The organism is Blautia sp. OM06-15AC (genome assembly GCF_003481425.1).
Lineage (GTDB): Bacteria > Bacillota > Clostridia > Lachnospirales > Lachnospiraceae > Fusicatenibacter > Fusicatenibacter saccharivorans.
Map to the genome: position 1 here is coordinate 241,391 of NZ_QULD01000003.1, position 25,729 is coordinate 267,119.

Here is a 25,729-nt window from a genome sequence, read left to right on the forward strand (position 1 = left end):
TTCTCATCGTTTTTTGTTAAGTTTTTTTCAAAGCCGCGCTGATGTTTTGAAAAAAGTACATCTTTTTATTCCACAATTTTGTAATACGCCCGCGCCGTCAGCACATAGACGATCAGGTAAACCACGGCAAACGCCGCAATCGTAATCGCTGTTGCAGCCAGGAACAGATTGCTGTCCGGGAAATTCAGCATTGCCATGATACGCCTGGTCAATGGAAACGCTACCATTGTATGCACCACGGCCACCGCGAGCGGCAGGAAAAAGACCGTTACCACCTGTGACTGAATCGTCTGACGGATTTCTTTGCGGCTCATGCCGACCTTCTGCATAATCTGGAACCGTTTTCGGTCATCGAAGCCTTCTGAAACCTGCTTGTAATAGATAATCATAACGGCACCCATCAAAAATAGCGCACCGACGAAAACACCTAAAAACAGAAGTGAACCATACAGACTGTAAACCGTATTGCGCTCTTTTTCGCGCACTTCCACCCATCCGTTAAAAGATGACTCCGTCAGTATCGTCTCAATCTCATCTCCAACTGTGATCTGTTCGCCGGCATCCCCGATAAGATCCAGAGCATATTCCCAACTGTATCCTTCTGGCTCCTTTCCCTGCACAGCTGCATACGCTTCCTTTGCTTCCTTATTCCGCGTCACCACCGTCATTGTCTCATACACCTGCGTCTTCTCATCCAGAATGTACGATTTCTTATCGGTATTCCATTTTTTTACTTCATACGTCTGATTTCCCAGTTCAATCGTGTCATATCCATAATTTTTCTGTTTTGCCTGAAAAACCAGAGCCTGCCCTGGTTCCAGCTCTACCTGTTCGCCGGTTACCTGTTCGTACTCCGACTCTTCCATAATCTTTATCAGTGTACTCGCCGCAGCATCATCTGACTGTGTTTTTTCTACTTTGTTTCTATCTACATCAGCAAGCATAACATAGTATCTCTGATCACTTTCATACTTTTTTCTGAGCTGCTTTTCTTCCAGATGCTGATCAATCCCAGTTTTCACTTCCTCTATCATCTTCTGACTGACCGGTTCCACCGTCTTCATAATGCCGCTCACGCCAGTATTTGCTTCGATCGAAATCTGATGTGGAAACCGCGTATAGGTAACCTCCTCAATTCCCGTCCACAGACATGTGCTGATGGAGATAACCAGAAGCACACCCGTTGACAGAATACAGATATTCGCAAGACCGACCGCATTTTGCTTCATGCGGTACAGCATGCCTGAAATGCTTGTAAAATGGCGTGTCTGGTAATAGTAATTTTTGTTTTTCTTCAGAATTTTCAAAAATGCAATACTTCCAGCAGAAAACAGGCAGTACGTTCCCACCATAACCAAAGCGATTGCATTAAAAAACTTATCAAGTGCGTCCATCGAGGATTGGCAGGTCAGAGCCAGATAATAGCCAACACCAAGAAGCATGAATCCAAGAACCGCCGTCAAAAGCTTCGTTTTCGGTTCCCGCTCACCCTGCGCGCCGCCGTGCAGCAGTTCGACCGGCTGTGAGACGTGGATCTGGCGAAGGCTTAAGAGAAAATTGATCACAAAAGTCAGGCCGAACAGCAGCATCGTACTTCCCACGGCTTTTGCACTGAACGCAAAACCAATTGTTCCGTTCAGTCCGGTCAGCTTCATCAGCACCAGAAACAGCAGGCGGTACAGCAACACACCGAGCAGAATACCGATTCCAAGCGATGCCGCCCACAGATACAGACTCTCAAAAAAGAGGATCTTCGCCAGATGCTTTTTCTCCATGCCGAGAATCTGGAACAGACCGAACTCTTTTTTTCTTCTTTTTGCCAAAAAACTGTTGCTGTAGATCAGAAAAATCACCGCGAACAGGCCAATGATATAGGTTCCCATCCCCATCACTGTCAGGATCGTATCTTTTCCGATCATGGAATCAAAGCCACTTCCCTGCGCCAGTGTATCCATGATAAAAAACATCACCACCGTGCCGATGCATGACAGCAGATACGGAAGAATATTCTGACGGTTTTTGCTCAAATTTGTTTTTGCCAGTCTGGCATACAGCAGATTATTCATCCCGTTCACCACCCGTCGCAAGAATTGTCAGCGTATCGGAGATCTTCTGATACATTTCATCGCGCCCTAAAGAACCGCGATACAGCTGGTGGAAGACCTCGCCGTCCTTGATGAACAGCACACGTTTCGCCGAGCAGGCCGCCTTCACACTGTGCGTTACCATAACAATCGTCTGGCCCTCCTCGTTGATCTCCCCGAACAGTTTCATGAGGCCATCCGCTGCATGGGAATCGAGCGCGCCGGAAGGCTCATCCGCAAGAACCAGCTCCGGATTGGTAATCAGCGCACGCGCAACGACTGCACGCTGCTTCTGTCCGCCGGATACCTCATATGGGTATTTATTGAGGATCTGGGTGATGCCGAGTTTTTTCGCAATCGGCTCTGCCCGAAGACTCATCTCCTCGTATTTTTTTCCTTCCAGCACGAGCGGCAGATAAATGTTGTCACGCAGGGAAAAGGTATCGAGCAGGTTGAAGTCCTGGAACACGAAGCCTAAGTTTTCGCGGCGGAATCCGGCAATCTCCTTCTCTTTTAATTCGCCGAGATTCTTTCCATTTAACCGCACCTGTCCGCCAGTTGGCTTGTCTAGTGCTGCGAGCAGGTTCAGAAGCGTCGTTTTTCCGCTTCCCGATTCGCCCATGATTGCAACAAATTCGCCCCGTTCCACTGTAAAATTAACGTCTTTCAACGCTTCCACCCGGTTGCTGCCAAGGCGCGTGGTATATGTTTTTTTCAGATGTTCTACTTCCAGAATTGCCATGTCACATTTTCCTTTCTGTCTGAACTGTTTTCTTAATTGACAAGGCTTATTATACCCGTCCGCGCCCTCTTCTGCCTTAGGATCATCTTACAAAAAGACCGGCAACCTTACATTTCTGTAAGATTCCCGGCGAAGCTCTCTATGTACTACAGGGATACGGTATCCAGCCCAAGATACACCTTCGTTCCCACTCCCATCTCCGACTCGATGCGGATGGTATGCGAAAGTTTCTCCATGATCTGGCGGCACAGATACAGTCCGATGCCCGTTGACCGCTTGTCTGCGCGGCCGTTGCAGCCCGTGTAGCCTTTTTCGAAAATCCGCGGCAGATCCTCCGGCGCAATGCCGATGCCGGTGTCCTCAATCACCAGCGTTTTTGGTGCATCCGGTGACAGATAGATGTGAATGCTTCCACTTTTCGTGTATTTCAGCGCATTTGACAGAATCTGCTCCAGCACAAAGACGAGCCATTTTTCATCTGTCAGCACCTCGCAGTGCACCGGCTCGTAGGAAAGGATAATCTTCCGGCGGATAAAAAGCGGAGCATATTTCCGCACAGCCTGGCGGATCAGCGCATCCAAATCGTACCTTGCAAAGACAAGATCCGATGTCATTTTTTCCATGCGCAGGTACTGCAGCGCCATCTGCACATACTGCTCCGTCTGGAAAAGTTCGCTCTGCATTTCACGCGAAAACGGCGTATCCTCCTCCTGCAGAAGCAGCCGCATCGCCGCAATCGGCGTTTTGATCTGATGGGTCCACATCGTGTAATACTCCATCATATCGCGGTATTTCTGCTCCATCTTAATCTGTTCTTCCTGAAACTGCCGCTCATAGGATGCGATGATCTGCTGGTAATCCCGCGCCAGAAGCCCGTCCGCCTCCGGAAGCGCTTCTGTTTTGCCCTGCGGTTCGGCGGCAAGGAGTGCTAAGACCAGATGATGTTTCCGGTACTTCCCATAATGAAAGCAAAAACCTGTGGCTCCGACAGCAGCCATCAGCACGATCATATAAACGGTGACATCCTGCGGCACATTGCGCAGAAAACAGAGGAGTGAAAATACTCCTATAAAAGCGGCAATCCGCACGGCCGATGCAAGATGCTCTTTCAAATACCAGTTAAGAAGCATAAACTCCTGCCGGATTCCCTCTTTCTGTTGTTCCATCCTTTTCTCCTGTTCTGCTTCCGTCATGCGATCAGGTAGCCGACACCCTTTTTCGTCTGGATAAAGTCTGTAAGTCCTGCCTCCTCCAGTTTTTTCCGCAGGCGCGTGACGTTGACGGTCAGCGTGTTGTCATCTATAAAGCTGTCCGACTCCCACAGATGCATCATCAGCATATCGCGGCTGACGGCTTTTCCTTTATTTTCGAGAAGGGACTGCAGAATGCGCCACTCACTCCCACAGATGCATCATCAGCATATCGCGGCTGACGGCTTTTCCTTTATTTTCGAGAAGGGACTGCAGAATGCGCCACTCATTTTTTGTCAGCTCAATCCGCTTTCCCCGGTAATTCAGCACACCACTTCCCGTATCGAGCATGGCACCGCGGTGCTCGAGGAAATTCGTTTCTCCGGCAAATTCGTAGGTGCGGCGGAGCATCGCCTGGACTTTGGCGGTCAGGACACTTAAATCAAACGGCTTCGCGATAAAGTCATCGCCGCCCATATTAACGGCCATAATGATGTTCATGTTGTCCGATGCAGAAGAAAGAAAAATTACCGGCACTTTAGAGACCTTTCGAATCTCCTGGCACCAGTGAAATCCGTTAAAAAAGGGAAGATGAATGTCCATCAGCACTAATTGCGGATTTTTCACGGCAAATTCGGCGAGAACGCCGGAAAAATCCTGTACGCAGAACGCATCCATGCCCCAGGAAACCAGGCTCTGCTGCACGGCGCGGGCGATGACTTCATCATCTTCTACAATCATAATTCGATACATGGCTGTTCCTCTGTTGTCTCTAGCAAAGCGGATATTCACAATCCGCTTCGCTACTTGCTTGATTCGGTTAAAAATATGGACTCCGGGCGGGTGTTTTCAACGCACAGCCGCTCCCAGAGCCGTTTTCGCAGATGATTATACTCTTACAATATAATCTGCTTTTCTTTCTTTTGCCTCCGGGTACTCACAGTCGCGATAGCCGAGGATGCAGTGGCCGATGCCAACATAATTTTCGGAAAGTCCCCACTCTTTTAAGAGGGCTTTTCCCTCCGGGCTCGCGAACTCTTCTTTTGCACGATGGATCCAGCAGGAATCCACACCAACGGCATGTGCTGCCAGCATCAGATTTCCCATGACAAGAGAGCCGTCCTCCACATAAGTTCCGCGCTCCGGGTCAGCAAGCACGATCAGAACGGTCGGAGCGCCGTAGAACGGATCGGATGTTGTACCCATAACAGCCGCATTCATTTTCGAAAGCTTTGCAATCAGCTCCGGTTTCTGTACCACAACAATCACCGGCGACTGTTTTCCCATGCCGGTTGCCGCATACGTTCCGGCCTCCAGAATTGCATCGAGCTGCTCATCGGTAATCTGCTCCGCTTTGTATTTGCGGATGCTTCTTCTTGTTTTGATTGCATTTAATACTTCATTGTTCATGGTAAAAATCCTCCTGTTCTTTTTCTATTTTTATCGCAAACGCCGCAGCCTTGTATACCGGACGCATTGCCTGCCTACATCTGTTTCCGCACAATTCGATACTCATCGCCGAGCTGGTAGTACGGACAGTCGTAAAATTTATCCTGCAGAAAACGTGCCATCTCATCCTCATCGAGATCGACCTCGCAGGTGTAGCACTCATACTCCTCATCATACACAAAATTGCCGCACGACTCACAGCTTGTGGCCATCTGGCGGGAGTGCTTTTTCTTTTGTGTGTGGGGTGTTGGTTCTATCATATGGCAATTCCTCCCATTTCTTACACTTCGCTTTTCCGTTTCGGCGCTTCCGGAAGAGGAAGAATTTCTATTTTTCATCCACCACCTGGAATATATAGAATTTCAGGTAATAGGACTCATCCGCCGCCCACAAAATTGGATGATCCGGGGCCTGGGTGCGGTATTCTACCTGACGAAGGCGTTTGTGGACGTTGTGAGCCGCCTGGTTGATGGTTTTCGTGAAGAGTTCGTAGTCCATAAAGTGGGAACACGAACAGGTGCACAGATAGCCACCGTCTTTGACCAGTTTCATGCCGCGCAGATTGATTTCACGATATCCCTTGATTGCGTTTTTGATGGAGTTTCTTGATTTTGTGAAGGCCGGCGGGTCAAGGATAACGACGTCGAATTTTTCTCCCTCTTTTTCAAGACGCGGCAACAGTTCAAAGACATCCTCGCACACGAAAGATGCTACGTTTTCCAGACCATTTAAGGATGCGTTTTTCCGTGCCTGCTCTACGCCGAGCTCTGATGCATCAACGCCGATAACTTCCTTTGCTCCTGCATATGCCGCATTCAGTGCAAACGATCCGGTATGGGTAAAGCAGTCGAGCACTCTCGCGTCCTTGCAGAGCTTCTGCACAGCCAGACGGTTGTATTTCTGATCCAGGAAGAAACCAGTTTTCTGGCCGTCCTTGACATCGACGAGATAGTGGACACCATTCTCGACGATTTCCACGCTGGTGTCAAACGGCTCGGAGAGAAATCCTTTCACACGCTCCATGCCCTCCTGCTCACGCACTTTTGCATCACTTCGCTCAAACACGCCGCGGATCTTAACCCCGTCAGCTGCCAGAACCTCCTCCAACAGGCGGATGATCGTCATTTTCATTTTGTCGATACCGAGTGCCAGCGACTGAACGACCAGCACATCGGAGAATTTATCCACTACGAGTCCCGGCAGGAAGTCTGCCTCGCCAAAGATCAGGCGGCAGCTTGATGTGTCTGTCACTTTTTTGCGGTATTCCCAAGCATCCTGCACTCTTTTTCTCAAAAATGCTTCATCGATTTCCTGGTCGATATTTCTTGTCATCATACGGATGCGGATTTTGGAATGCTCGTTGATGAAACCTCGTCCCATCGGGTATCCGTCGAAGTCGCGCACCAGCACGATATCTCCGTTTTCATATGCTCCTAAAATCGAAGCGATCTCATTATCAAAAATCCAGGCTCCGCCCTGCTTTAAGGCGCGGCCCTCTCCTTTTTTCAGTGTTACAACTGCGTTGCTCAAAAGTTTTTCCTCCTTAAAACAATATAGTTAGTCATATCTAATCATGGACAAATGTGTTTTGCTTGCATTCTCAAAACCGCGCTTCCAGCGCTTTTTGCTACTGCGCAGCTCCTTTTTGCACGAGTGAACTATAACGTCAGATTCCTCTTCCATCAAACTCCGGAATGAAACTCTCCTCAGCCACCGGGCCTTCCTGTAAAAAGGCGTTGGTGACGCCGAGGGAAAACGTATAGTCCAGCAGACGCTCATACTCCCGTTTTGTCGTTTTCCGGTTCAGCGGACTTATGTTTTCCACCTGCGGAAGCGGCGTGTACTGGCTCATGAGGCTCAGCCAGACGGTATCGCCGTACGTCTCATAGACGTATTTTACCACAGCTTTTGCATTTTTTACAGCACCGGGCAGCAATAAATGGCGCACAATCACACCTTTTTTCATCAGACCATTCTCATCGAATACAGCCCTGCCCGTCTGACGCACCATTTCCGCCAGCGCCCGTTTTGCTGTTTCCGGGTAATCTTCTGCCCGCGAGTACGCTTTTGCAAGGGAGGGAACCATATATTTAAAATCCGTCAGGTAAATATCGATCAGCCCATCAAGGGCCTGCAGGGCTTCCACGCTCTCATACCCGCCGCAGTTATAGACAATCGGTACGGTAAGTCCCTTCTCTTTCGCCAGAAGAAGTGCTTCCCGGATCTGCAGCACGTAGTGGCTCGGCGTCACGAGATTGATGTTATTCGCATTCTGCGCCTGCAGCTCCAGAAAAATATCCGAAAGCCGCCCGATCGAAATCACTTTTCCGCTCTCCATCTCCGCAATATGATGGTTCTGACAGTAAACACACCGCAGATTACATCCGGAAAAGAAAACCGTCCCCGACCCCGTCGTCCCGGAAATACACGGCTCCTCCCAGAAATGCAGTGCAGCCCGCGCCGCCGCAACCCCGGAGGGCGCCTTACAATATCCCGTCTTTCCATGCTCCCGGTCCGCTCCGCACTTCCGCGGACAAACCCGGCACCGGCTCATCTCCAGTTCCAAATCCTGCATCGTATTTCTCCCTTTTCTCTTTAGAAAAAAGCCGTGTCTCCGGAAAATAGTTCTTCCACAGACACAGCTTTCATATTTCTATGCGTCAATTAATATGCCAGAATTTCATATCCATCTTCTGTTACCGCAACCGTAACCTCCCACTGGGCTGACGGTGCGCCGTCCTCAGTGTAGACAGTCCAGTCGTTGTCGGAGTCGATGAAGATTTCATCGGTTCCGAGATTGATCATAGGCTCAATGGTGAATACCATGCCCGGTACGAGCAGCATTCCGGTATCGCGTCTTGTGACATAGCTGACGAACGGATCCTCGTGGAACTCCAGACCGACGCCATGGCCACCGATGTCACGGACAACTTTATAGCCCTGGCTCTGGGCAAATTCATTGATTACCGCGCCGACATTGCCGAGGCGGTTGAACGGGCGTACTTCAGAGAGTCCAAGCTGTACGGCTTTTAACGTATCTTCCACCAGCTTCTTCGAAACATCATCTACATCGCCGATGCAGAACATACGGGAAGAATCGGAAAAATATCCCTTATAAATAGTAGAAACATCGACGTTGATGATGTCTCCGTCCTGCAGAATTTCCTCCTCATTCGGAATTCCATGGCATACCGCATCGTTGATGGAGGTACACACGCTCTTCGGAAATCCTTCATAATTCAGCGGTGCTGCAATTCCGCCGAGTTCTTTTGTCTTTTCTGCGACCAGACGGTCGATATCTTCCGTACTCATGCCTGCATGAATGTTTTCGGCCACATAATCCAGAACTGCAATATTGACAAGACCGCTTTCACGAATTCCATCGATCTGATCCGGTCTTTTGATAATTTTCTTCGGCGGAATTTTCCATCCCTTTAATTTATAAGAATTGATTTTCTCATCCAGCGCCAGATGGCAGTCTTTGTACTTCTTCCCGCTGCCGCACCAGCAGGGATCATTTCTTCCAATTTTTTTCAGCATAATGTTCTATCCTCTTTCTGAACGCGGAACGACAGATCCGATTTTCTGTCTCCCGCTGAAATTCATATAACTCCTCTACTACTTTACCACACTCCGGCAAAACTGCAAGCAAAAGTTCCCAAATGAATAACTCTCTCAAAAGAGACCCTCCGCCGGATTCCGCATGCGGACGGCGCGTGCAGTAAGGTTATCATGCGTGAAAAACTTTTATATCCCGAAATACCGCTTTCCCATCCGATGCATACAGCCCGAAGCATCCGCCCGTCTGATCATACATCCGTGTTCCAAGCGCAATTTTGCCATCCACATAAGCTTCCAGAATCGTACCGTCTGCAATCACATCGACATGAAAGCTTCTTCCCGTTGATGACGGCAGCGGCCGTTCCAGTTCCACCTCATATGGGAACATCTGTCCGCCCCGCTCTGTCATGCGGACTCCGGATTTAAACTCGATCCGGCGGCGGCCAAAATCAATCAGAAGATAATAACCGACCGTAAATGTTTCTTCGACATGCACGGCAATTCCAACGCTCGGACAATCCCCGTCCACTTCGACGTCAAAGGAAAGACGGCTCGTTTCCCCCACCGGATTCAGCAGCAGCGCACCAAAATCGTACGGTGCATCAACCTCTGCCTGGTTCTTTTCCAGCTTCCACTCTCCTGTCAGTGCCTGCATCTGAAGCGGTTCTTCCCATCCCACGGCTTCCAGCACCTGTGGAATCGGCTTCACAAAAAGATCGCCATTCTCATCCTGCCACAGCTCATGCACCACCAGACTGCCGCCCCAGTCCCATGTATTACAGTCTTTTCCGGGATATCCCGGCGGATCAAAATTGTGCTCGTTGACTTCTCTTGTCGGATTCCAGCCGTAAACGTATCGGTGAACGCCATCACTTCCCGTCTTTGCCGCATAAAAAGCACGCGTGTCGAACGTATCAATTTCCGGCGTCTGCCACGGTCCATACGGACTTCTGCTCTTCCGGTACATCGTCTGATAGCGGTCCGCATACGAAGAAAAGACGAGATAATACCAGTCTCCCATCCGGAAAAAGTCAGGGCACTCAAACGCACACTGTGCATTCATCGGAGCATAGAACGGCTCGCAGTAGTCCCAGTGATGCAGATCCTTCGATTTGCACAGACCCACACAGCCTCTCCTCGTCGTTTTTCCTTTTTTCTGCGCCGCAAAAATCATCCACCAGCAGTTTTCCTCCTCACTCCAGAAAACAAACGGATCCCTCCAGTGGATCGGCTCATAGATCACATCATCCGATGCGAAGCGGTCCTCCGGGATTTCCGTCCACACATCCAGATCGGTGCTGACGGCGTGATTCATGTAGTTCTTCTCTGGCAGCTTCTGAAAGGTACAGTAAAACATGTGATACAGGCCATCCACTTTGATCACAGAACCCGTGCCGCCCACAATTTTTGTATCATGCTCCGTATAATGAATATGATCTGTCGTGCTCAGCATCACCCAGCTGTCCTGATGCTGTTCATCCCGGTTCGCACGGTAATTGCGAAGATAAAACGGTTTAAAAACACCATTGTCATAATAGGGGATCACATCACCCAGCACTGCCTTTTCCGGTCGAAAATAAAGACTCATCCGCTCACCCTCCCATCGTTGTCAATTGAATATTTTCAAAGCGCACCTTTCCGTCAGATACAGCAAGACCAAACTTCCGGTCGTGCAAGTCATACGCGCGCACACTGAGAGCCGTTGTTCCGCCCACATAGACTTCCATCACAGACTCATCGATATAAATTTCCATGGAATACGTTTTCCCCGGAATCAGTTCCAGCGGCCGCTCCAGCTCGACATCGTACTGGAACGTCCATCCGCCCTGCTCATGCATACGGATTGCGCTCTTGTACTCCAGACGCTGCCGCTTCGGATCTAAGTAGAAATAGTAGCCTCTCGCAAACTCCTCATCCACCTGCAGTGCCACGGCAAAACGCTCTGTTCCTTCCGAAAACGTGAAATCAAATGCCAGACAGCCCTGATGCGGAACATCGTTTTCACTGAGTGCAGACGCATAAGCATACGGCGTATCAACAACGGCAGATGTTTCACCAATCTCCCACGCGCCGTTCATCGGTGCCCACTTTACGTCATTTTGAATGGTCAGAACCTCTTTCAGCGCCGGATTTGGTCTTACCGCCAGTGTGCCGTCCTCCCGTGCATAAATTTCATGCGGAATCAGCGTACCGCCCCAGTCATATGTTTTGTAATCGTATCCCTCGTGGTTCGGATCCGGGTCGAAATTCCAGGTGTTCTGTGTCCTTGTCGGATTCCAGCCGAACAGATACCGGTGTTTTCCATCCCCGCAGCTTTTTGCCGCGTAGAACGCACGACCGTCAAAGGAATCTGTTTTCGGGCGTTTCCATGGTCCATGGCAGGAACGGCTCATGCGGTAAATGGTCTGGAAACGGTCTGTGAACTGCGAAAAGATCAGATACCACCAGCCGTTTTCGTAAAACATATCCGGGCATTCGTATGCCGACATGCTCGCATGTGGTGCATACAGCGGCTCACAGCACTCCCAGTGGTGAAGATCGGCAGATTTACATAAGCCTACACAGCCGCGGCGGCCTGTTTTTCCCTGGCTCTGCGCGCACAGCAGCATCCACCAGCAGTTTTCTTCCTCATTCCAGAACACGTATGGATCGCGCCAGTCGGTCGGCAGATAGATCGTTTCGTCCGGTCCGAATGTTTCTTCTTCGTGTTTCGTCCAACTGTCCAGATCACGGCTCGTCGCGTGGCAGACGTACTGCCGCTGCGGATTCTGTTCAAAGACGCAGTAATATAAATGGTAAATCCCATCTGCCTTGATGACAGATCCCGTTCCTCCCAGAATCCCAATCGCCGTCTCCGGCCCGTAATGCACCATATCTTTTGTGTTTAGCAGATGCCAGCCGTCTTTCCTGTCGCTGCCGAAATATGGATTCCAGTTTTTCAGATAAAAAAGGTGGAATTTCCCATCTTCATAATAAGGAATCACATCGCCGACACGGGCATGCTGCGGGGTATAAAATAACTGCATATTTTTTTCTTCTCCTTTCCGTTTTTCTGCGGTTTTTCCCGCTTTTTCGTACTCTTTTTCCGATGCTTTTATTATACTTTTTCCCCTGTAAAATTACAATTAAAATCAGGTATATTTGCCCCGATTTCCGGCAATACTTTTTCATGAAACCACCAAAGAAAGTAAGAAAGGAAGATGCACGATGAGTGGAGATGCAGAGCTTTTAAACTTTATTTACCAGAACTCCCAGATGGGTGTCGACACGATCCGGCAGCTCATTGGAGTCGTTGAGGACAAAGACTTAAAAGAACATCTGAAAACCCAGTTTCAGGGCTATGAGGAATTTCATCAGGCGGCAAAGGAGCTGCTGAATGAACACGGCTACGATGAAAAAGGCCTTGGCATAATGGAAAAAGCACGCACGTATTTTATGATAAACCTGCAGACTATGACGGATCCGTCCGTCTCACACATTGCCAGCATGCTGATTACCGGAAGCAGCATGGGCATCGTCGAGGCAATCCAGAAGTACCGCCAGTATGAGGACGCGGATCCCAAAATCCGGGATCTGATGGATAAGCTGCGAAAATTTGAAGAATACAACATGGAAAAGTTAAAAGATTTCTTATGAAAATCATATTCAGCCAAACTACCCGCATCTGCAGATCCTGCGAGTGGCAGCTTCTTTCGGATGCAAAGGAATCGAGAAACGATCCGGTACCGGCACAAAACAGTGCCGCACCGGATTTTGAGTTGTTTTGACCGTTTTACAAACTTTACATACATTTAACACAAAACTGTTTTTAGATGTGTTATCTTCTAAATGTAGGTTTTTTCTCGAGTAAGACCTGCAAAACGTGTATCTATTGTTAAAACCACGAAAAGAAAAAGAAAATTACGTAAAGGGAGAAATTATGGACATTTTTGGAGTGTTATCCTTTGTCGGTGGCCTTGCCATGTTCTTATACGGCATGAGTGCCATGGGCGATGGCCTGACCAAACTTTCCGGCGGTAAACTGGAATACCTGCTGGAAAAGCTGACATCAAAGCGGATTATGGCAGTTCTTTTAGGTGCCGGTGTTACCGCAGTTATCCAGTCCTCTTCTGCAACTACTGTTATGGTTGTCGGATTCGTAAACTCCGGCATCATGAAGCTGAACCAGGCAGTCGGCATCATCATGGGCGCCAATATCGGTACCACCATCACTTCCTGGATCTTAAGTCTTACCGGCATTCAGGGCGACAATGTATTCATTAAAATGCTGAACCCGTCGTCCTTTTCCCCCATTCTTGCAATCATCGGCGTTTTTATGCTGATGCTGGCAAAGAGCGATAAAAAGAAAAATGTCGGTACCCTGTTAACCGGTTTTTCCATTCTGATGTTTGGTATGCACACCATGAGCAGCGCTGTATCACCGCTCGCAGATGTACCGGAATTCACGGGACTTCTCGTAAAATTCTCAATTCCGGTGCTCGGTGTTCTTGCCGGAACCATTCTGACCGCCGTGATCCAGAGTTCCTCTGCTTCTGTCGGTATTCTCCAGGCACTCTGCGCAACCGGTTCCGTCAGCTACGCCGTAGCGATCCCGATCATCATGGGACAGAATATCGGTACATGTATCACCGCATTGCTCTCCTCCATCGGTACAAGCCGCAATGCACGCCGTACCGCAATGGTTCACCTTTATTTTAACATTATCGGTACTGTTCTTTTCCTGGTTCTCTTCTATGGAATCAATGCCTTTGTACATTTTCCATTCCTGGAAACCTCGGCAAATGCAGCCGGCATCGCAATCGTTCACTCCGGCTTCAATATTTTCGCAACACTGATCCTGTTCCCGTTTGCAGACGGACTGGTCAAACTTGCGAAACTGACCATTCCGGACGGACCGGAAGAAAAAGCAGACGAAGCGGTTCAGATGCTCGATACCCGTTTCCTCGACAGCCCGGCTTTTGCTCTGCAGCAGTGTAAAGTTGCAGCCGCAAAAATGGCAGAACTGACCGAAACCGGTCTTGTTACTTCTGTTGACCTGATGGCCTCCTACAACGAGGCGGATGCGGAAAATGTAGATATTCTTGAGAAAAAGGTGGATCATTTTGAAGATGCCCTCGGCACATATCTGGTGAAGCTTTCCAGCGAAAAGCTTTCCCCGAAGGACAGCCAGACACTTTCCATGATTCTGCACTGCATCGGCGATTTCGAACGAATTTCCGATCACACCGTCAACATCATGAAAGCTGCAAGAGAGATGCATGACAAGAACCTGCAGTTCTCTTCTGACGGAGCCGCAGAGCTTGCTGTTTATGGAAAAGCAGTCAAAGATATTGTCAGCCTGACCTTCTCCGTTTTCAACAATGAGGATGTAAAAAAAGCAAATGAAGTGGAACCACTCGAGCAGGTGATTGACAGCCTGAATTCCAGCCTGAAGAACCACCACATCGAACGGCTCCAGAGTGGAAAATGCACGATCGAGCTTGGTTTTATCCTTTCCGATGTGATGACCGACTTCGAACGGATTTCCGACCACTGCTCCAACATTGCCGTCTGCGTCAGCCAGATCCACAGCGGATCCTTTGATACACATGAGTATCTGCATGCATTAAAGAAAGAAGAAGAATTTGAGACAGAATATAAAGAGCTGAAAAAACAGTATCAGCTGCCAACGCTGAAAGCCTAAAAACAGACTGTACTGTAACCATAAGCTGTACAACCGGGAATTTTTATGGTAAGAATCTTCCCTTCCTTAGGCTATCACTGTTTTGTTTTATTACCATATCACAGATGCATTACTCAATCTACTATTTTTCTCTGAATTTTTCCAAAAAATACCGACTGCCCATCAATATTGATATATTCTACATTGGCAGTCGGTATTTCTATTTCATTCTATTCTTTTCTTTATACAACCTGATCCTTCGCAATAAATACCGGGAAGGAATCGGTTCCTTTGAGCTGTTTTCCTTCAGATACCGTAACGTATTTATCAGAAACAACGTACTCAATCTCAGCGCCTGCTTCAATCACAGTATCCTGCATCAGAATGCAGTTCTTTACTTTTGCTCCCTTGGCTACCTTGACACCACGGAACAAAATGCTGTTTTCGATTTCGCCTTCGATCACACAGCCGTCTGCTACCATCACGTTTTTCGCTTTTGATCCGTTGATATAACGGGTCGGATTGTCGTCGCGGACTTTGGTATAGATCGGGTTGCCGGAGAAGAGACTATCCAGATTCTCATCTTTTAAGAGCTTCATGTTCTCATCAAAATAGCTCTTCATATCGTCGATTCTTGCCTGATAACCGGTAAACTCATATCCCTGAATGTTCAGTTTCTCCGTTTGCGGTGCCAGAACATCACGCTCAAAGAATTTATTTCCAAGGACAAAGCCTTTTTTGATTTCGTCGATCAGAAGCTGACGCTCCATCACGTAGATATTCATCGATACATTCTGTACTCCGTTTTCCTCTGAGTTTACAAAAATCTTGCTGATCTTCTGTCCTGCCATGGAGAAGGTGTAGTGCAGATAATTGGTTTTCTCGTAAGAGCTTCTGACGCCTTCCGGAATCGGCTGCTTGGTATAAGCTGCAGTAACATCTGCGCCGCTTTCGATATGCTGATTCAGCATCTCTTTGAAATCAAAATTGCAGGCAATGTTGGTATCTGCCATAACAACGTATTTTTCTTTCTGCCATTTCAGGAAATCGAGAACATTTGCCAGTGCTTCCACTCTTCCGGAGTACACCTGAATTTTCTTCTCGGAATAAGGCGGAACAATGTTTAAGCCGCCTTTTTTTCTGGCAAGATCCCACTCACGTCCGGAGCCGAGATGATCCATCAGCGAATGGTAATTTTTGCGGACGATAATGGATACATTTCCGATTCCGCAGTTTACCATGCTGGATAAAATAAAGTCCACCATGCGGTAACGGCTGGCAAAAGGAATGGAGGCCATCAGACGCTCGTTTACCAGATCCGGTACCTGCTCATCATAGCTGTTTGGGAAAATGATGCCCAGTGCATCTGCATTTGCGTTTACCATTCTTCTTCACCATCCTTTACATTTGCATTTACCATTGCATTTGGTCCTACTTTGGCACGCTCACCGATATGGATTCCGGATCCGATGGTGGCAACACCTTTTTCACCGTCATGCGGCATTTCTCCTACCACGGCATTCTGGCCAATCACAACGTTTTCCGCAACAATACAGTGTTTCACGACTGCTCCGGATTCGATCACGGTTCCTCCCATGATAACGGCATCTTCTACTTCTGCGCCCTCTGCGATTTTTACGCCGGAGAACAGAATCGAATGTTTGACATGACCTGCAATACGGCAGCCATCGGTGATCATACAGTTTTCCACAACAGCGGTTTCGGTGATCTTATGGCCTGTTTTTCCGCTGTTTCGGCTGTAAATCTTCCAGTTATTGTCAAACAGGTTGATTCCGCTGTGTTCCGGATCGAGGATTTCCATGTTTGCCTCCCACAAGGAGGAGATGGTTCCTACATCTTTCCAGTATCCGCTGAAGTGATAAGCGTACATATTGCGTCCGTCTTTTAAAAGATTCGGGATGATGTTGTTTCCGAAATCATTCGAAGAATTCGGGTCTGCCTCGTCCTCAATCAGATATTTTTTCAGGATATCCCAGTTAAAAATGTAGATACCCATGGATGCCAGATTGGATTTCGGCTGTTTTGGTTTTTCCTGAAACTCGGTGATTTTGTCATTTTCATCTGCCACCATAAGTCCGAAACGGGATGCTTCCTCCCACGGTACTTCCATAACCGCAACGCTGAACTCTGCCCCCTTTTCCTTATGGAAGCGGAGGAAATCGCTGTAGTCCTGTTTGCAGATCTGGTCTCCGGAAAGGATGATGACGTACTCCGGATCGTAGCTCTCGATGAATGGAATATTCTGGTAGATGGCATTTGCAGTTCCTTTATACCAGTCAGAACCTGAGGCTTTCTGATAAGGAGGCAGCACGTGAACACCTCCATGGAGGCGGTCCAGATCCCACGGCTGGCCGTTTCCTATGTACTCATTTAACACCATTGGCTGATACTGTGTCAGAATACCTACGGTATCAATTCCGGAATTTACGCAGTTAGAAAGTGGGAAATCGATGATTCTATATTTTCCGCCAAATGGAACTGCCGGTTTTGCAAGCTTCTCGGTCAGCGCATAAAGGCGAGATCCCTGACCTCCGGCAAGAAGCATTGCTATCATTTCTTTTGCCATAATCTATCCCCCTGTTTTAATAGATGCATTCATTATAACACACTATTTGCTCTATGGACAATCTTTTTGTGCATTTTTCACTATTTTTTATTTTTTTACCGATTTTATTCTGTATTTTTCTCCAGTTTTACAGTTCTTTCGTGAGCTTTTTACATTTTATGCCACCAAGCTGGGCTTGCAGATTGCGGAAATCGCTTATCTCTTGCAGTCACAGCCTTGCTCCTTTGACCGTACAAAAAGCAGCCCCGCAAAGCCTTATGGTAAAGGTCTGCGGGGCTGCTTCTATGTTTTTTGATTTTTTATGCTTTTGTAACGGTAACTGCCTCTTCGAGATCGAACTGATCACCGTATGGTTTGCAGTCATCATAGGCGAGGGACTGCAGAACAACATTCAGAATGCGGTATGCACAGGTCTGAAGCTGTCCAAGCGGCAGAGTTCCGTCTGCAACAGATGCTACAATTTCCTGACGGTTTCCTTGCTGGCCAGGCATCTGCAGATCGTTTCCTGCAAGAACACACTCTCTTGAAGTGGAATGTCCATATTTCAGGTTATATTTGTAAGCGAACAATCCGCTCATGTCCTCTGAGGTTCCCCAGTCGGTCATGACATAGCCTGCGAAGCCCCACTCATCTCTTGCTGCTGCGGTCAGAAGGTCGTGGCTGTTGGCAGTATGCACACCGTTTACCAGGTTGTAGGAAGACATGATCGTCATCGGCTGTGCTGTCTTGACTGCGATTTCAAAGCCCTTCAGATAGATTTCACGCATTGCGCGCTCGCTGATGTGCTCATTGACGTACATACGGTTATCTTCCTGGTTGTTGGCTGCAAAGTGCTTGATACTGGTTCCGATTCCGGCATGGGACTGGATTCCTCTGGTATCGGCTGCGGCACACATACCTGCCACCAGCGGATCTTCCGAGTAGTACTCGAAATTTCTTCCGCAAAGCGGATTTCTGTGAATATTCATGCCAGGCGCCAGCCATACGGAAATGTGGAATTCTTCCATCTCTTTTCCGACGATATCACCGCATTTCCGGATCAGATCCATGTTCCACGATTGCGCAAGAAGCGCTGCTACCGGGATTGCGGTGCAGTACTGGAAATACTCCGTGCCGCCTTCCGGAACTTCGATTTCATTTTTGTTAAACGCATCTTCCAGAGGATTTCCGGAGGATACCATCTTTCCGTCTGCATCAACGACAAAGTGCGGAATCAGACGAAGACCGGCCGGACCGTCTGCAAGAATCGTATTGTAAATACCTCTGTCCTCAAGAAGAATGGAAGTTGTATCTCCCGCTGCTCCAGGCGCCATATCGGAAGAAGATCCGATAAATCCTTCCTGGCCAAGTCCGTCTGCAGTACCATTGCAGACGGCAGCCATCTCCTCTACGGTCAGCTGCGATACGAGATCTTTTAACGTCGCTTTTCCGCTCTTTACATCTGCCGCTGTCAGCTTCTCTCCCTCATAAGCCGGGAATGCTTCCGGTGTCTCACTGTAGACAACAGTCTCCGTCTTGATGCATTTGCTGCAGATATCGATCTGTTTTGCAGCTGCTTTTTCTTCTGCCTCACCTTCATAGCTGTACGGTGTTACGCCTGCTTTGGAGAGTTCCTGTGGAGCGTCATCTGCCGGGAAGAGATTCTTTCCCTGAACCGTAACAACGGTCTCTTTGAGATTCAGGGCTGCTGCTACTTTCGTTGTTCTGGAGCTGTTGCCGACACGGATGTAATACGTTCCTGCCTCGAGTACCCATGCTGCTTTTTTCTCATCGTAGGAAGCCATAGATCTCGTCGGGAAGGAAATGGTAATCGTCTGGGACTCACCCGGCGAGAGCAGATCGGATTTTCCGAAGCCGCCAAGCTCCTGATACGGTTTCTCAATCGTGCCATCCGGTGCGGAATAGTAAACCTGTACGACTTCTTTTCCGGCGAATGTATCACCAATATTCTTTACGGATGCGGTAACGGTAACGTTCTTGGCATCTGCCTCCACGTCCCTTACTTCCGTCTCAAAATCAGTATAACCTTTGCCATAGCCGAAGCAGTAGTTCGGGGTTACGTTGAAGGTGTCAAAATAACGGTAGCCGACATAAATGCCGTCGCTGTAATACTCATCGTTGGTGTCACCGTTGTTGTGGCTGAAATTTTTTGAGGACGGATAGTCTTCATAGGAAGCAGCCCATGTATCAGTCAGCTTTCCGGATGGGATGCTCTTTCCGAGAACAACGTCTGCAACGATGTTTCCGGTTGCATTTCCGGCCTGTCCTGCAAGAAGAATTGCATTCAGTCCTTTGATTTTCTTTAACTCTGTGGTGTCTACAAGGTTCGCAATATTCAAAATTAAAACTGTTTTCTCATAATGCTCTGCCAGATAGGCAATGTCAGCGAGCTCGTTTTCGCCGAGCAGATAATCGCATGCTCTGTTATAGCGGTCTGCACCTTCACCGGAGTTTCTTGACAGAACATAGATAGCGGTATCGGTGTCCTCTTTTTCGGTAATTACCGGCACGTCAGGCTGTGCAAATACTTCCGAGAACATAACAGCAAAAATCGGAACGTGAAGCTCCTCTGCTTTTTTTGCCAGCTCTGCCTGATATGCAGCCTGCGCATCTGCAAGCACTTTGTCATATTCATCGAGCCATTTACCAGTCAGAATTTCAAAGCCGGCCTCTTTTAAGCCCTGTTCGATCGTAACAACCGTTCTTGTGTTAACGTCTCCGGAACCGGTACCCCCTTTTACCGTGTGGCGGACGCCGTTACCATAAACTGCGACTTTTCCTGCACCTGCAAGCGGCAGGGTTCCGTCGTTTTCAAGAAGTGTCATGCACTCACCGGCCAGTTCACGTACCAGCGCGGAATGTTCTTTTTCTCTTGCAGATACTTCTCCTGTTTTTGATGCATAAAATGTTGCCATAATTCTAATACCTCCCAATAATAAATTCACATATAGCGCTTATATTGTAACGCATTTTTCGTCATTATGCAAAAGTTTTTTCACCTGTTTTCTCATATTTTATTTGTATTTTGTGCATTTTCTCTTATTATCCGACTTTTCTGTCTTTTTTTCGCTCATTGATTTCTTTTTTTATTTTTTTATATTGATGCTTTTATTCTATTAATTTTCTGTAAACGATACGCTTTTTTACCTTTTTTTTCGTCTTCTTTTACAAAATTCGTTGACGCGTTTGATTTTGGCAGTATAATGGAATCAGAGATCAATTTTAGGAGGCCCCCATTATGTTAAAACAACTTTCTATTTTCGCAGAAAATAAAAAAGGCACGATGCAGCAGATCACACAGATTCTGTTTGAAAACGACGTCAATATTTTAGGTTCCGTCAACAACGACAGCGCAGAGTACGGCATTGTCCGCATGGTCGTTTCCGATCCGGATAAAGCAGAGCAGGCGCTTCAGGCTGCCGGTTACATGACACGCCAGACGGATGTACTCGGTGTCGAGGTAGTTGATCAGCCGGGTAACTTAAATTCCCTTCTGAAAACACTGCTTGAGACAAATATCGACATCGACTATATCTATCTCTCTTTCAACCGCGAGTCCGGCTGCCCGATCATGGTGTTTCATGTACCGGATGTATACGAGACAGAAGCAAGCTTAAAGAGCAAGGGATATACCGTTCTCTAGAGCATGTTTGAAAAACACGAAAAAAGACATCTGGCGAAGTGATTTTTCACCCCTGCAGATGTCTTTTTTCTATATCATCTATTCTTTTTCTTCATCCTCAAACAGGTGATCCCGCGTAATGTTTTTTGCCCACAGTCCGCTCTTATACCGTTTCAGAACCCACGGCCATTTTACAAACTCGTCTGTACACAGCAGGAAATAAACCACAAGGACAGGAAGCTTGAAGACAAACGCTGCAATAAATCCAAGCGGCACCGCGTAGCACCACATATCAATCGTATCACAGACCAGTCCGAACTTTGTGTCACCTCCGGCACGGAATACTCCGGCAATCAGCGTCGTATTGACGGCCGCCCCCATAATATAATAGGTATTGATCAGCAGCATATATTTCAGATAATGCATCGCGGTCTCATTTAAAGAAGCAAATTTCAATACAAACGGCGTGATACCCAGCACAACCAGTCCACCCACAGCTCCGGCAACAACCGTCAGCTTCAGCAGTTTCGATGCATATTCCTTCGCCTTTTCCAGATTTCCTTCTCCCATAACATTTCCAAGCAGAATACCGCCTGCACTTGCCACACCAAAGCACAGCACGGTTCCGATATTTCTTACAACGACAACGAGCGAGTTTGCCGCTACCGCATCGCTTCCCAGATGGCCCAGGATCACAGAATACATCGAAAATGCAACGCCCCAGGAAAGATCATTTCCAAGTGCCGGAAGTGAAAGCTTCACAAAATCGGAAAACAGCAGCTTGTTGCGGATGAACATGTACCGCAGATCGAGCTTGATATCCTTACTCATAATCGACACAATCACGCAGCCGATCAGTTCAATGACACGCGACATCGCCGTTGCGATTGCAACACCGGTTGCTCCAAGCTTCGGAAATCCGAAGAGGCCAAAAATGAAGCATGCGTTGAAAAATACGTTCAGTGCGAATGCCATCATATTCATCGCCATGCTGATCGTCACACGGCCGAGGCTTCGAAGCACCGCAAGATAGATCTCCGTAATGCCCCAGCACAGGTAGGTCACACCCATGACGCGCAGATACGAAGCACCGATCCGGATCAGTTCCGCATTATCTGTAAACAGACGCATCATCATCTGTGGCATGGTAAAAGCAATTCCTGCCACAACGACGGAGATGATGACGGAGAATCGAAGTGCGATTCCCTCGACAGTCTGAATTGCTCGCATATTGCCTTTTCCAAAGTACTGGGCACACAGAAGTGTTGCTCCTGTTCCCAGTCCGTAATAAACCATAAATAATACATTTGCATAGTTGGATGCCAGGGATACCGCGGAAATAGCGGACTGTCCCACGTAGTTCAGCATCACGACATCGGCAGAGTTGACTGCCGCGCTTAAAAGATTCTGAATCACAATCGGCAGAACCAGCTTAAAAATCTGGCTGTAAAAGCCCTGCTCTTTTGTTGTTGCCCTCATGTTTCTTCTCCATTTCTCTTCTTTATTTGTCTTCTTTCTTTTCCTGTTTTGCCTTCACATACGGGTATCGGACCTGCGTGTAAACAAACATCACCAGAATATAGATGCCGCATGCGATCGCCGCGGGAACCGTAAGATCCGACAGATTGACATACGAGGTTCCGATCATCAGAATGCCGATGAAAAACAGCAGAATGTGAAGTGTCCGCTTTTTCATACAAAACGCAGATTTCTGATACTCTTCCGGGAAGATATCCGGCAGACGCCAGCAGGCCAGGAGTACCATAAATTCCGTCACCATATCGGTTCCGACACCCATGTTGGAAATCAATGTCAGATCCATTCCCGTAAGGATCGGAATGGCGCCCATCAGGAAAAAGACCATCAGAAGGATCGCCGGAACACCGTTTCTATTCTCCTCCGCGGTTTTTTCCGGCAGCCAGCCCTGTTTTGCGGCAGCCTGCAGTCCTCTTGTCACCCAGCTCAAGGTTCCGTTCAGGGTGGTAAGCAGCGCAAATACGGCACCACCGAACACGAAAAACAGGTACAGCCAGGTTGGAAAAATCTCCTGTGCGACAAGCGTCAGATTCTGAAATGCGACCGTTTCGACCGGAAGCACGCCGCCTGCCACGATACCGATCAGCACGTAGAATACAGCAACGATACTCGTGGAAAGCACGATAACCTTTGGAATCGTGCGGGACGGCTCCACGATATCATCTCCGTTCTCCGCAACGAATTTTGCGCCTCCGCACGCAAAACTTAAAAGCGCTACGCCTGTGAAAAAGTTCTTCGGACCGTTCGGCATCAGGTTGGATACCGTCGGTGTCAGGGCATCCCAGCTCACCTTGGGCAGACCGAATACAATAAATAAGAACAGGCTCAAAAGCAACAGCACAACCATGCCCTTTTGCACCAGTGCGCTCGATTTCAGTCCGATGAGATTGACGGCGGTACAGATTACAAGTGCTGCCATTGCGACAGCCGACTCGCCAAACTGTGGAAAAATCGAGCAGAAATAGCTCGCAAAGCCTTTCGCGTACGTTGCGATCAGAACCTGGCTTAAGACAAACATCGCAATGTACATAAAGCCGGCTTTTTCACCCATCAATCGTCGGATGTAAGTAAAGCCGGCGCCTGATGACGGGATTGCGGACGTCAGGATGATGAACGGTACACAGGTGATAATGGCAAGCACGGCACCTAAAATAAACGCTGCGGCAATGCCGTGTCCTGTCAGACCGATGACGATTCCCGTCAGTACCATGATGCCCGAACCGATGATCTGTCCGATCGCAAGTCCCATACAATCGGAAAAATTCAGTTTTTTATGACCTTCCCCCATACATTTTCCTTCCTTTCTCTCCCGTTTCTATTGGCGGATCCCAACAGAAACGCATAGCATCCTATTTTTTTATTCTACCGAAATCTCATCGTTTGTCAATTTGCAAAATGCGCAAGGTTTAACGCTTTACCTGTACAGAATAGACAATATTATAATTGAACTTGTTTCGCTTTAATTTTGAACTTTTCAACATTTTTACAATTTTCAGTTTTTCTATTGAACTTTTTTCTTGTCCATGCTACAATAAGCACAGTTTTGAACTTTTTTTTATTTTGTATTCTATCTTAAGGAGATTTTCTATGACAAACGAAACCTTTTCCGACCGTCTGAAACTAGCCATGCAGGCGAAACAGTTCAAGCAGGTCGATTTGATCCGAGCGGCCCAGCGGCGCGGTGTGAAGCTTGGGAAAAGCCATGTCAGCCAGTATGTCAGCGGAAAAACGGTTCCGCGCTCCGACATTCTTCACTTTCTGGCCGATGTGCTCCAGGTCGATCCCGACTGGCTGCTTGCAAAAGATTCCACAGTAAACTATACGGCAGATACGGTTTCCGATCCGGCAGAATCCTTTTCTGATCCATCTGCCGCTTCCCTTTCCCAGACAAAAACAGGAGGTTCCCCTATGCGAGAATTTAAAAAATCATCGAAACTCGACAATGTCTTATATGATGTCCGCGGACCTGTCGTAGAAGAAGCAAACCGCATGGAAGCGTGCGGCACGCAGGTTCTGAAGCTGAACATTGGAAATCCGGCTCCTTTTGGTTTCCGTACCCCGGATGAGGTCATCTACGACATGAGTCATCAGCTTACCGACTGTGAGGGCTACTCTCCTTCCCAGGGACTTTTCTCCGCAAGAAAAGCAATCATGCAATACGCACAGTTAAAGAAACTGCCAAATGTTTCTATTGATGATATTTATACAGGAAACGGCGTCAGTGAGCTGATCAACCTCTGTATGTCCGCTCTTCTGGATGACGGGGATGAAATCCTCATCCCATCCCCGGATTACCCTCTCTGGACTGCCTGCGCAACGCTGGCCGGCGGAAAAGCCGTCCACTACATCTGCGACGAACAGTCCGAATGGTATCCGGACATTGATGATATGCGAAAGAAGATCACCGACCGCACAAAAGCGATTGTTATCATCAATCCGAATAACCCGACCGGTGCACTCTATCCGAAAGAGGTACTGCAGCAGATTGTCGAGCTTGCCAGAGAACATCAGCTGATCATCTTTTCCGATGAAATTTATGACCGGCTCGTCATGGACGGTCTCGAGCATGTTTCTATTGCATCCCTCGCACCGGATCTGTTCTGTGTCACCTTCAGTGGTCTTTCCAAATCGCACATGATCGCAGGCTTCCGTATCGGCTGGATGATCTTAAGTGGAAATAAAGCTATCGCAAAGGACTATATTGAAGGGCTCAAAATGCTCTCCAACATGCGTCTCTGCTCCAATGTTCCGGCACAGTCCGTTGTCCAGACCGCTCTTGGCGGCCACCAGAGTGTCAACGACTACATCATTCCGGGCGGACGGATTTACGAGCAGCGCGAATACGTTTACAAGGCATTCTGCGATATTCCGGGTATCACCGCAGTCAAACCAAAAGCTGCGTTCTACATGTTCCCGAAAATTGACACCAAAAAGTTCAATATTACAAACGATGAAAAATTTGCTCTCGATCTGCTGCGCGACAAGAAACTTCTGATTGTCCACGGCGGCGGCTTCAACTGGGGACAGCCGGATCACTTCCGCGTTGTTTACCTGCCGCGAATTGAAGTTTTAAAGGATGCGGTTGGAAAGATCACCGACTTTCTCTCTTATTATCATCAGTAAAATTCTGATCACTTTTTTCACAGAGCTCCACCGGAAATACCACCTTTTTTTCCGGCGGAGCTTTTTTCCTTTACCGGATTCTTTCCTGCTGCATTACACTTCACCGGTACCCGGCAAACAACAGGTAACTTTTCGTTACTGTTCACTCAGCAGTGAAACACTTGCTGTTTCGC

Annotated in this window: 19 protein-coding genes and 1 pseudogene; 4 read left to right on the plus strand and 16 right to left on the minus strand. The window is 48.0% G+C overall.

The window, feature by feature from the left end; all coding sequences use genetic code 11:
- Positions 1-65: 65 nt before the first annotated feature.
- The 11 genes and pseudogenes from DXB83_RS06405 to DXB83_RS06455 all read right to left on the minus strand — a co-directional run bounded on the left by DXB83_RS06405 (position 66) and on the right by DXB83_RS06455 (position 12,052).
- Positions 66-2,066 carry an ABC transporter permease gene (locus tag DXB83_RS06405; protein ID WP_118697359.1) on the minus strand — a complete coding sequence of 667 codons (2,001 nt, stop codon included), beginning with the start codon at positions 2,064-2,066 and terminating at the stop codon, positions 66-68.
- On the minus strand, positions 2,059-2,826 hold the full coding sequence (locus tag DXB83_RS06410) for an ABC transporter ATP-binding protein (protein ID WP_118697360.1): 768 nt from the start codon (positions 2,824-2,826) through the stop codon (positions 2,059-2,061). The genes DXB83_RS06405 and DXB83_RS06410 overlap by 8 nt, the downstream gene beginning before the upstream one ends.
- A 146-nt stretch (positions 2,827-2,972) precedes the next feature.
- Positions 2,973-3,992: a sensor histidine kinase gene (locus DXB83_RS06415; protein WP_199607195.1), complete on the minus strand. Its 1,020-nt coding sequence runs from the start codon at positions 3,990-3,992 to the stop codon at positions 2,973-2,975.
- A 23-nt stretch (positions 3,993-4,015) separates the two neighbouring features.
- Positions 4,016-4,769 (minus strand): annotated as a pseudogene (locus tag DXB83_RS06420) (response regulator transcription factor).
- Positions 4,770-4,904: 135 nt separating this feature from the next.
- Complete coding sequence (locus tag DXB83_RS06425) at positions 4,905-5,426, minus strand: nitroreductase family protein (RefSeq protein WP_022461381.1); 522 nt, start codon at positions 5,424-5,426, stop codon at positions 4,905-4,907.
- Positions 5,427-5,500: 74 nt separating this feature from the next.
- Complete coding sequence (locus DXB83_RS06430; protein ID WP_117760782.1) at positions 5,501-5,725, minus strand: DUF6472 family protein; 225 nt, start codon at positions 5,723-5,725, stop codon at positions 5,501-5,503.
- 67 nt (positions 5,726-5,792) lie between these two features.
- Positions 5,793-6,995, minus strand: a complete 1,203-nt coding sequence (locus DXB83_RS06435; RefSeq protein WP_117760780.1) for a class I SAM-dependent rRNA methyltransferase — start codon at positions 6,993-6,995, stop codon at positions 5,793-5,795.
- A 136-nt stretch (positions 6,996-7,131) separates the two neighbouring features.
- On the minus strand, positions 7,132-8,040 hold the full coding sequence (locus DXB83_RS06440) for a radical SAM protein (protein WP_243030452.1): 909 nt from the start codon (positions 8,038-8,040) through the stop codon (positions 7,132-7,134).
- Positions 8,041-8,129: 89 nt separating this feature from the next.
- Positions 8,130-9,005, minus strand: coding sequence for a methionyl aminopeptidase (locus DXB83_RS06445; protein WP_117509270.1), 876 nt, complete (start codon positions 9,003-9,005; stop codon positions 8,130-8,132).
- 190 nt (positions 9,006-9,195) lie between these two features.
- A complete protein-coding gene (locus tag DXB83_RS06450) occupies positions 9,196-10,614 on the minus strand; it encodes a GH32 C-terminal domain-containing protein (RefSeq protein ID WP_117509271.1) in 1,419 nt (472 codons plus the stop codon).
- A gap of 4 nt (positions 10,615-10,618) precedes the next feature.
- The gene (locus tag DXB83_RS06455; RefSeq protein WP_117509272.1) at positions 10,619-12,052 is read right to left on the minus strand and encodes a glycoside hydrolase family 32 protein; all 1,434 of its coding nucleotides are present in this window, start codon (positions 12,050-12,052) and stop codon (positions 10,619-10,621) included.
- A 181-nt stretch (positions 12,053-12,233) separates the two neighbouring features.
- On the opposite strand from DXB83_RS06455, the gene DXB83_RS06460 reads away from it, so the two are divergent.
- Together DXB83_RS06460 and DXB83_RS06465 are read left to right on the plus strand one after the other, a co-directional pair.
- Positions 12,234-12,662 carry a hypothetical protein gene (locus DXB83_RS06460; protein WP_022461386.1) on the plus strand — a complete coding sequence of 143 codons (429 nt, stop codon included), beginning with the start codon at positions 12,234-12,236 and terminating at the stop codon, positions 12,660-12,662.
- 283 nt (positions 12,663-12,945) lie between these two features.
- Positions 12,946-14,709: a Na/Pi cotransporter family protein gene (locus DXB83_RS06465; protein ID WP_118600565.1), complete on the plus strand. Its 1,764-nt coding sequence runs from the start codon at positions 12,946-12,948 to the stop codon at positions 14,707-14,709.
- 221 nt (positions 14,710-14,930) lie between these two features.
- Here DXB83_RS06465 and glgD read toward each other — a convergent pair whose 3' ends face one another.
- From glgD to DXB83_RS06480, 3 genes are all read right to left on the minus strand, one after another.
- On the minus strand, positions 14,931-16,073 hold the full coding sequence (glgD, locus tag DXB83_RS06470; protein WP_117801747.1) for a glucose-1-phosphate adenylyltransferase subunit GlgD: 1,143 nt from the start codon (positions 16,071-16,073) through the stop codon (positions 14,931-14,933).
- Positions 16,067-17,275, minus strand: a complete 1,209-nt coding sequence (locus tag DXB83_RS06475; RefSeq protein ID WP_118666484.1) for a glucose-1-phosphate adenylyltransferase — start codon at positions 17,273-17,275, stop codon at positions 16,067-16,069. Before DXB83_RS06475 ends, glgD begins: the two co-directional genes overlap by 7 nt.
- A gap of 299 nt (positions 17,276-17,574) precedes the next feature.
- A complete protein-coding gene (locus tag DXB83_RS06480; protein WP_118666485.1) occupies positions 17,575-20,190 on the minus strand; it encodes a glycoside hydrolase family 3 protein in 2,616 nt (871 codons plus the stop codon).
- A 323-nt stretch (positions 20,191-20,513) separates the two neighbouring features.
- Here DXB83_RS06480 and DXB83_RS06485 point away from each other — a divergent pair, with 323 nt between their 5' ends.
- The gene (locus tag DXB83_RS06485) at positions 20,514-20,918 is read left to right on the plus strand and encodes an ACT domain-containing protein (RefSeq protein WP_022461391.1); all 405 of its coding nucleotides are present in this window, start codon (positions 20,514-20,516) and stop codon (positions 20,916-20,918) included.
- A gap of 78 nt (positions 20,919-20,996) precedes the next feature.
- On the opposite strand, the gene DXB83_RS06490 is transcribed toward DXB83_RS06485, so the two are convergent.
- Positions 20,997-22,376 carry an MATE family efflux transporter gene (locus tag DXB83_RS06490; RefSeq protein WP_055219500.1) on the minus strand — a complete coding sequence of 460 codons (1,380 nt, stop codon included), beginning with the start codon at positions 22,374-22,376 and terminating at the stop codon, positions 20,997-20,999.
- A gap of 22 nt (positions 22,377-22,398) precedes the next feature.
- Positions 22,399-23,721, minus strand: a complete 1,323-nt coding sequence (locus DXB83_RS06495) for an APC family permease (protein WP_055219502.1) — start codon at positions 23,719-23,721, stop codon at positions 22,399-22,401.
- Positions 23,722-24,020: 299 nt separating this feature from the next.
- Between DXB83_RS06495 and DXB83_RS06500 the strand changes: the two genes are divergently transcribed.
- The gene (locus DXB83_RS06500) at positions 24,021-25,556 is read left to right on the plus strand and encodes an aminotransferase class I/II-fold pyridoxal phosphate-dependent enzyme (RefSeq protein ID WP_118697361.1); all 1,536 of its coding nucleotides are present in this window, start codon (positions 24,021-24,023) and stop codon (positions 25,554-25,556) included.
- Positions 25,557-25,729 lie beyond the last annotated feature (173 nt).

What these genes read in the sequence shown, in the direction of transcription:
- DXB83_RS06460 (WP_022461386.1), top strand. Translation starts at nt 12,234, where the DNA reads ATGAGTGGAGATGCAGAGCTTTTAAACTTTATTTACCAGAACTCCCAG.
- DXB83_RS06485 (WP_022461391.1), top strand. Translation starts at nt 20,514, where the DNA reads ATGTTAAAACAACTTTCTATTTTCGCAGAAAATAAAAAAGGCACGATG.
- DXB83_RS06490 (WP_055219500.1), bottom strand. Translation starts at nt 22,376, where the DNA reads ATGAGGGCAACAACAAAAGAGCAGGGCTTTTACAGCCAGATTTTTAAG.
- DXB83_RS06495 (WP_055219502.1), bottom strand. Translation starts at nt 23,721, where the DNA reads ATGGGGGAAGGTCATAAAAAACTGAATTTTTCCGATTGTATGGGACTT.
- DXB83_RS06425 (WP_022461381.1), bottom strand. Translation starts at nt 5,426, where the DNA reads ATGAACAATGAAGTATTAAATGCAATCAAAACAAGAAGAAGCATCCGC.
- glgD (WP_117801747.1), bottom strand. Translation starts at nt 16,073, where the DNA reads ATGGTAAACGCAAATGCAGATGCACTGGGCATCATTTTCCCAAACAGC.
- DXB83_RS06450 (WP_117509271.1), bottom strand. Translation starts at nt 10,614, where the DNA reads ATGAGTCTTTATTTTCGACCGGAAAAGGCAGTGCTGGGTGATGTGATC.
- DXB83_RS06405 (WP_118697359.1), bottom strand. Translation starts at nt 2,066, where the DNA reads ATGAATAATCTGCTGTATGCCAGACTGGCAAAAACAAATTTGAGCAAA.
- DXB83_RS06430 (WP_117760782.1), bottom strand. Translation starts at nt 5,725, where the DNA reads ATGATAGAACCAACACCCCACACACAAAAGAAAAAGCACTCCCGCCAG.
- DXB83_RS06445 (WP_117509270.1), bottom strand. Translation starts at nt 9,005, where the DNA reads ATGCTGAAAAAAATTGGAAGAAATGATCCCTGCTGGTGCGGCAGCGGG.
- DXB83_RS06440 (WP_243030452.1), bottom strand. Translation starts at nt 8,040, where the DNA reads ATGCAGGATTTGGAACTGGAGATGAGCCGGTGCCGGGTTTGTCCGCGG.
- DXB83_RS06480 (WP_118666485.1), bottom strand. Translation starts at nt 20,190, where the DNA reads ATGGCAACATTTTATGCATCAAAAACAGGAGAAGTATCTGCAAGAGAA.
- DXB83_RS06475 (WP_118666484.1), bottom strand. Translation starts at nt 17,275, where the DNA reads ATGGCAAAAGAAATGATAGCAATGCTTCTTGCCGGAGGTCAGGGATCT.
- DXB83_RS06500 (WP_118697361.1), top strand. Translation starts at nt 24,021, where the DNA reads ATGACAAACGAAACCTTTTCCGACCGTCTGAAACTAGCCATGCAGGCG.
- DXB83_RS06455 (WP_117509272.1), bottom strand. Translation starts at nt 12,052, where the DNA reads ATGCAGTTATTTTATACCCCGCAGCATGCCCGTGTCGGCGATGTGATT.
- DXB83_RS06410 (WP_118697360.1), bottom strand. Translation starts at nt 2,826, where the DNA reads ATGGCAATTCTGGAAGTAGAACATCTGAAAAAAACATATACCACGCGC.
- DXB83_RS06415 (WP_199607195.1), bottom strand. Translation starts at nt 3,992, where the DNA reads ATGGAACAACAGAAAGAGGGAATCCGGCAGGAGTTTATGCTTCTTAAC.
- DXB83_RS06465 (WP_118600565.1), top strand. Translation starts at nt 12,946, where the DNA reads ATGGACATTTTTGGAGTGTTATCCTTTGTCGGTGGCCTTGCCATGTTC.